This is a genomic window from Sphaerisporangium sp. NPDC049002, assembly GCF_040649355.1.
In the GTDB taxonomy this organism is placed as follows: domain Bacteria; phylum Actinomycetota; class Actinomycetes; order Streptosporangiales; family Streptosporangiaceae; genus Sphaerisporangium.
On record NZ_JBEZFH010000020.1, the window covers coordinates 25,908 to 32,464 of the forward strand.

Annotated in this window: 5 protein-coding genes; 1 reads left to right on the top strand and 4 read right to left on the bottom strand. The window is 70.9% G+C overall.

Annotated elements, in window-relative coordinates; all coding sequences use genetic code 11:
- Window positions 1-45 precede the first annotated feature (45 nt).
- Both AB0B89_RS07160 and erpA read right to left on the bottom strand, forming a co-directional pair.
- The gene (locus AB0B89_RS07160) at window positions 46-1,032 is read right to left on the bottom strand and encodes a carbohydrate kinase family protein (RefSeq protein ID WP_358549403.1); all 987 of its coding nucleotides are present in this window, start codon (window positions 1,030-1,032) and stop codon (window positions 46-48) included.
- Between the two features lie 295 nt (window positions 1,033-1,327).
- Window positions 1,328-1,681: an iron-sulfur cluster insertion protein ErpA gene (gene erpA / locus AB0B89_RS07165; protein WP_358549406.1), complete on the bottom strand. Its 354-nt coding sequence runs from the start codon at window positions 1,679-1,681 to the stop codon at window positions 1,328-1,330.
- A gap of 206 nt (window positions 1,682-1,887) precedes the next feature.
- On the opposite strand from erpA, the gene nadA reads away from it, so the two are divergent.
- Window positions 1,888-3,072, top strand: a complete 1,185-nt coding sequence (nadA, locus tag AB0B89_RS07170) for a quinolinate synthase NadA (RefSeq protein ID WP_358549409.1) — start codon at window positions 1,888-1,890, stop codon at window positions 3,070-3,072.
- A 75-nt stretch (window positions 3,073-3,147) separates the two neighbouring features.
- Here the strand turns inward: nadA and AB0B89_RS07175 are convergent, their stop codons facing one another.
- Window positions 3,148-3,897 carry an SIMPL domain-containing protein gene (locus AB0B89_RS07175; protein WP_358549411.1) on the bottom strand — a complete coding sequence of 250 codons (750 nt, stop codon included), beginning with the start codon at window positions 3,895-3,897 and terminating at the stop codon, window positions 3,148-3,150.
- A gap of 72 nt (window positions 3,898-3,969) precedes the next feature.
- Window positions 3,970-6,372 carry a protein kinase gene (locus AB0B89_RS07180; protein ID WP_358549414.1) on the bottom strand — a complete coding sequence of 801 codons (2,403 nt, stop codon included), beginning with the start codon at window positions 6,370-6,372 and terminating at the stop codon, window positions 3,970-3,972.
- Window positions 6,373-6,557 lie beyond the last annotated feature (185 nt).

The window sequence follows — 6,557 nt, forward strand, 5'->3', positions numbered from 1 at the left end:
ACGGCCCGTACAGGCCCGTACAGGCCGTTACAGGGACAGAGGCGATCAGGAGTACAGGCACCGGATGTGCGGCTCGACCTCGCCGGCGGCGTCGGTGCCGTAGGCGGCCGCGAACCGGTCGAGGAAGCCCTGCCTGCCGAGCTGGTACTCCTGGCAGCCGACGTGCTCCAGGACGTGGGTGGCGGTGAGGTTGCCGAGCTGGCCGCAGCGCTCCAGGGGCAGGCCCCAGACGAGCCCCGACAGGAAGCCCGCGCGGAAGGCGTCGCCGACGCCGGTCGGGTCGACCTTGCCGAGCTCGGGGGTCGGGGCGATGTGCAGGGCCGGCTCCCCCGCGCGGTCGATGCGGGCCCCCTTGGGCCCGAGGGTGGTCACCCGCACTCCGACGCGGGACAGCACATCCTCGTCGGACCAGCCGGTCTTCTGCTCGACGAGCGCCTTCTCGTAGTCGTTCGTGAACAGGTAGGCGGCGCCCTCGATGAGCGACCTGATCTCGTCGCCGCCCATGCGGGCGAGCTGCTGGGAGGGGTCGGCCGCGAACGGGATGCCGCGCTGGCGGCACTCCTCGGTGTGGCGCACCATGGCGGCGGGGTCGTTCGGGCTGATCAGGACCAGGTCGAGGCCGCCCACGCGCTCGGAGATCGGCTGCAGCTCGATCTCGCGGGCCTCGGCCATCGCCCCGGTGTAGAACGAGGCGATCTGGTTGTGGTGCTCATCGGTGGTGCACAGGAACCGGGCGGTGTGATGCAGCTCCGAGATGTGCACCGAGGAGCAGTCGACACCATGGCGCTCAAGCCAGGAACGGTAGTCGGCGAAGTCGGAGCCGACCGCGCCCACCAGGATCGGCGAGAGGCCGAGACAGCCCATGCCGAAGGAGATGTTGGCGGCGATGCCTCCGCGCCGGACCTGCAGGTCGTCGACGAGAAAGGACAGCGATACTCGGTCGAGCTGATCGGCGATGAGCTGGTCCCCGAAACTGCCCGGGAAGGTCATCAGATGATCGGTGGCGATGGAGCCGGTGACGGCGATGCGCACGGGGTCATTCTCCTCGTTGTCAGCCTCGGCGGGACCGCCAAGAATACGGCACCGGAATGGGCCGCAGGCTGGAGGATAGGCCCTCGATGATCTCCACGACGGGCCGGCGATCTGTCGGGCGGCGAGGAGTGACCATTGTCACCTGTGACGATGACGGCACCCCCCTAGGACGCCCAAGTGGCATCGCCGCCCACCCGTGAGGCGAGCGGACGGCGTGCGTGCCGGATGGTGAGTCCGGGCATGACGACACCCCGCCTCGTGGGGTGATCCACGGACGGGGTGCCGACCGGCGCTCCTAGTTGAACGAGTCGCCGCAGGCGCAGGAACCCGTGGCGTTCGGGTTGTCGATCGTGAAGCCCTGCTTCTCGATGGTGTCCACGAAGTCCACGGTCGCTCCCGTGAGGTACGGAGCGCTCATGCGGTCGGTGACGACGCTGACGCCGCCGAAGTCGGAGACGACGTCCCCGTCCATCGAGCGGTCATCGAAGAAGAGCTGGTAGCGCAGGCCCGAGCAGCCGCCAGGCTGCACCGCGACGCGCAGCTGCAGGCCCTCTTCGCCCTGCTGCTCCAGCAGGCTGCGCACCTTGGACGCGGCCGCGTCGGTCAGGACCAGGCCCTGCTGCGTGGTCTCGCTGCTCTCAACCGTCATTTGTTGACTCCCCGTCTGCCCCTACGCCCCTCGGGGACGGAGGCCTTGTTCTGAGGTCTCAGTTAGACGCTACCAACAGCTGGGCGCCGCTACACATTCCTGTCTCACCGTACGGTCTCCCCGACCCCCCCGGGAATAGCGGCCGCCGCTCGTGTGTAGTGTTAGTCGTCAACTAGACGATAAGTCCCCTAAGAGGTGTTTCAGCCGTGACGACTACCGAGACCGGCCTCCCGCTCTTCGTGCTCGGCCAGGGCACCGACACGCACAGCGAACGCGGCGTCGACTGCCCCGGCGAGCTGCCCCCGGCCTCCGACCCGGATCTGGTGGCGCGTGCGGTCAGGGCCAAGGCCGCCCTGGGCGACAGGCTGTTCGTGCTCGGGCACCACTACCAGCGCGACGAGGTCATCCAGTTCGCCGACGTGACCGGAGACTCCTTCAAGCTCGCCCGCGAGGCGGCGGCCCGTCCGGAGGCCGAGTACATCGTCTTCTGCGGGGTCCACTTCATGGCCGAGTCGGCGGACATCCTGACCGGCGACGCCCAGCGGGTCGTGCTCCCCGATCTCGCCGCGGGATGCTCGATGGCCGACATGGCCACCTTCGACCAGGTCGAGGAGGCGTGGGACGTCCTGACGGACCTGGGAATCGCCGACATCACGGTGCCGATCACGTACATGAACTCCTCGGCCGACATCAAGGCGTTCTGCGGGCGCAACGGGGGCGCGGTGTGCACCTCCTCCAACGCCCGCCGCGCCCTGACCTGGGCGTTCGACCAGAGCCCCGAGGGGCCCGCGAAGCAGGCCGGGGACAGGAAGGTCCTGTTCCTGCCCGACCAGCACCTCGGCCGCAACACGGCGGTCCTGGAGATGGGCTTCTCCCTTTCCGACTGCGTGGTCTACAACCCGCACCGCCCCAACGGCGGCCTCACAGATCAGCAGCTCAGGGACGCGAAGGTGATTCTCTGGCGTGGGCACTGCTCGGTACACGGCCGGTTCACCGCCGAGTGCGTGGACGAGGTCCGTGAGCGCGTGCCCGGCGTCAACGTGCTGGTCCACCCCGAGTGCCGGTACGAGGTCGTCACCAAGGCCGACCACGTCGGCTCGACGGAGTACATCATCAAGATGCTGGACGAGGCCCCGGCCGGGTCCTCCTGGGCCGTCGGCACCGAGCTGAACCTGGTCAAGCGGCTGGCCGCCCGGCACCCGGACAAGACCGTGACCTTCCTCGACCGGACGGTCTGCTACTGCTCCACGATGAACCGCATCGACCTGCCGCACCTGGTCTGGGCCCTGGAGTCGCTCGTCGAGGGCGACGTCGTGAACCAGATCACCGTCGACCCCGAGACCACGCACTGGGCCAAGGTCGCCCTCGACCGGATGCTCGCCCTTCCCTGAGCCCGTAGACCGCCGAAGCCCGGCCGGGTGCCGCATCGCCCGGCCGGGCCGGCGCGCACCGGCCGGGACGCCCGGCTAGGTCAGCTCGTACACCACGCGGACGGCGATGGTGACCGATCCGTGCCCGGGGTTGATGGAGGCCTTCTCGGCCAGCGCGAAGCGGGACGGGGACGTGTCGCCCTCCTCCTCCATCTTCACGATGCGGCCGAGGCCCCGGCCGGTCATGGTCGCGTACTGATTGGCCTTGTCCCGCGCGTCCTTGTACGCCTTGGCCCGCGCCGCCCTCACCAGCGCCGCCGTCTTCGAGACCTCGAACGATATGCCGTTCAGCCGCACGTCCTCGCCGACCGCCGCCACCGCGTCGACGATCGCGTCGGCCTTGGACAGGTCGCGGATCAGCGCCTCCACGCCCTGGGAGGCACGGAAGCCCACCACCTTCGGGTACTTGTCGTACTCGGTCCCGAGGGAGAGGTCGTTGGTGCGCATGTCGGACCTGGCCACCCCCGCGGCCAGGAGCACCTCCGTCAGCTTGGCGGCGCCCCTCTGCACGGCCGCGAACGCCTCCCCGGCCTTCGTCCTGCGCGCCTCCACGCCGACGTTGAGGTGCATCACGTCCGGGATCGTCTGGACGCTTCCGCGCCCGACGACGGTGAGTTCCGTCGGGTCGGTCCCGGCTTCCCGCTGCGCCGCCGGCGCGGATCCCCTCGTCAGGGAGGCGGGCGCACTCGCGGAGGTGCCGGAGACCGCGAGCGCCGGGCCCGCCTGCGCTCCCAGGAGGACGGCGGCGATGGCGGTGGCCGCCGGCACCACACTCAGCTTGATCATGGGGACATGCCACCATCGGGGGAGCTCCGCACCGGCGCGCCCCCTCCGGGGACGGCCGGAACTTGACCAATCTCAGGTCCCCCGGGTGTAGCGCAGGTACTGTTTCTTGTACTCCCCCGCCTTGGCCGTCGCCAGCACGCGCGTCGCGTTGCCCTGGAAGTCGATGACCACGGCCTCGTAGTCCTCGCCCTTCTTCCGCCATCCCGCGATGTGCTGGTCGTCGTACCAGCCGATGAGCCGGTCGGTCGGGAAGGGGACGCGGGCCCTCGCCTGGCCGTCCGTGGTCCAGACGCAGATCAGGTCGATCGACCCGTCGCAGGAAGTCATGAACTGCGTCCCGGACGGCGACACGTCGTCGCCGTCCACGGTCAGCGGGGCGCCGACGTCGAGCAGCGTCGACAGCACGGTCCCGTTGACGTCGTAGAACCTGATGCGCTGGGTCTTCCCCTTGAGTGCCCACGTGCCGACGGCCCTGCTGTCGCCGCGCCAGAAGTAGCTCCAGCGGCCGACGTCCTTCTCCTTCACGTGGACGACCTTGGCCTTACGGCTCGCGACGTCGATGATCGCGTAGCCGTAGCCCCTGCTGGTGTCGTCGACGGCCTCGTTGAGGGTGACCAGCACCTTCGTGCCGTCCGGGGACCACTGGGGGAAGGTCGGGTAGACCGGCGCCTCGGCCATCCTGATCGTCGTGGACCTGCCGGTCGCCCGGTCGACGAGGGAGACCGTGGAGTAGCTGTCCTTGGTGTAGACGGTGTCGGTGCCCACCGCCTGGCGGCCGTCGCCGCTGACCGTGTACTCGAAGTACTTCTTGGTCCGGGCGAAGGAGTTCTTCCCCACGCCCCTGAGGTAGACCCGCTTGCCGTAGTCCAGGCTGTAGTACGTCAGCTTGATCGGGTCCGCGTCGTTCTCGTGGATCGTGATCGAGCTTCCCGGCAGGTCGATACTCCGGGTCGCGGCGGGCGGGGTCGCCCCGGCCGAGGCCGTAGCCGTGGGGGTCGAGGGCGTCCCCGCGGCCGAGGGCGTCCCCGCTGTGCCCGACGGCCTGGACCCCGGGGACGACGTCTCGCTCACGGGCTCGCCGGAGCTTCCCGCCGGATCGGTCGCGCCGGCGTTCGAGGAGCCCCGTGAGTCATCGGCCATCGACTGGACGACCAGGTACCCGCCTCCGCCGAGCGCCAGCACCCCCGCGGCCACCGCGGCGGTGATGAGGGGCACCCGGCTCCCCCGGCTCCCCTGGCGCCCGCCGGGCTCGGTGGCCTCGGCGCCGCCCGGTCCGGTCGTCCGCGCGTCGCCCGCCCACGCGGGGGGTGGCGGCGTGCCGGTGGTCTGCCAGCTCGGAAGCGGCTGCCCGGGGTACGGCCGCGAGGCGTACCCCTGTCCCGGATACGGCGGCGAGGGTGGCGGGGGCTGGGACGAGGCCGGGGGCTGCGGCCCGGCGTACGGCGCGGGCGCCTGCCACCCCTGCCCCTGAACCGGTCCCCGCCCGTGAACCTGCCCCCGTCCCGGTCCCTGAACCTGCCCTTGGCCCTGCCCCTGCCCCTGGCCCTGGCCCTGGGGCTGGGGCTGCGCCTGGCCCTGGGCGGGGTCGGCCCGCCACCTGCGCGTGGGCTCCCCCTGCGCCATGGCCGATCCCTCCGCCATGATCGCGACAGCCGGGGCCGCGCCGGTGCCGTGCCCGAGCAGGCGCATGAGCACCTCGCCCGCCGAGGGCCGCGCGGCCGGGTCCTTGGCCAGGCACGCGGCCACGATGCCCCTGAGCGGCTCGTCCAGCGAGCTGAGATCGGGTTCGAGGCTCATGACGCGGTGGAAGATGGCCGGGAGGCTGTCGGTGCCGAAGGGCGCGCCGCCGGTGGCGGCGAACACCATCGTGCCCGCCCAGGCGAACAGGTCGGCGGGCGGGCCCGCCTGCTCCCCGGCGAGCTGCTCCGGGGTCATGTACGCGGGCGTGCCCACGACCATCGAGGTGAGCGTGGAACTCTTGTCCAGCGCCTTGGCGATGCCGAAGTCGATGACGCGCGGCCCGTCCGTGCCCAGCAGGACGTTGGAGGGCTTGAAGTCGCGGTGGACGATGCCGGCCTGGTGGATCGCGACCAGCGCCGTCACGGTGCCGATCGCCAGCCGGTGCAGGGCCGCGCCCTGGCGGGGCCCGTCGCGCTCGACGACCTCGTCGAGGGTCGGACCGTCGATGTACTCGCTGACGATGAACGGCCGCTGGTCGGCCACGCCCGTCTCGATCACCTGCGCGGTGCAGAACGTCGCGACCCGTACGGCGGTGGAGACCTCCCGGACGAACCTGGCGAGCGCCTCCTCGTTCTGGGCGAGGTCGGAGCGGAGCACCTTGACGGCGACGGTGGCGCCCGCCGGCGAGCGGCCCAGGTACACGACCCCCTGACCGCCCTCCCCGAGCCGAGCGGTGAGCTCGTAGCTCCCCACCCGTACCGGGTCGCCCGGCCGCAACGGCACCGGGTTCGACATGGCTCCCCCTCCATCCCCCCACTTATGGACTTATTCAACCCATTGTGGCGTGTTCATGGGGATCACATCGGTTCCAGGGCCAAGCCGTACCCGTAGCGTGACCCGCGCCCTGGCCAGCGTCGCCGGCACCGCCTCCCTCGACGCCGGCCGCACCTCGCTGACGTTCGTGCCCGCGGCTCCGCTGG

Excerpts from the sequence above, each read along its gene's own strand:
- erpA (WP_358549406.1), bottom strand. The coding sequence starts at position 1,681 with ATGACGGTTGAGAGCAGCGAGACCACGCAGCAGGGCCTGGTCCTGACC.
- AB0B89_RS07175 (WP_358549411.1), bottom strand. The coding sequence starts at position 3,897 with ATGATCAAGCTGAGTGTGGTGCCGGCGGCCACCGCCATCGCCGCCGTC.
- AB0B89_RS07180 (WP_358549414.1), bottom strand. The coding sequence starts at position 6,372 with ATGTCGAACCCGGTGCCGTTGCGGCCGGGCGACCCGGTACGGGTGGGG.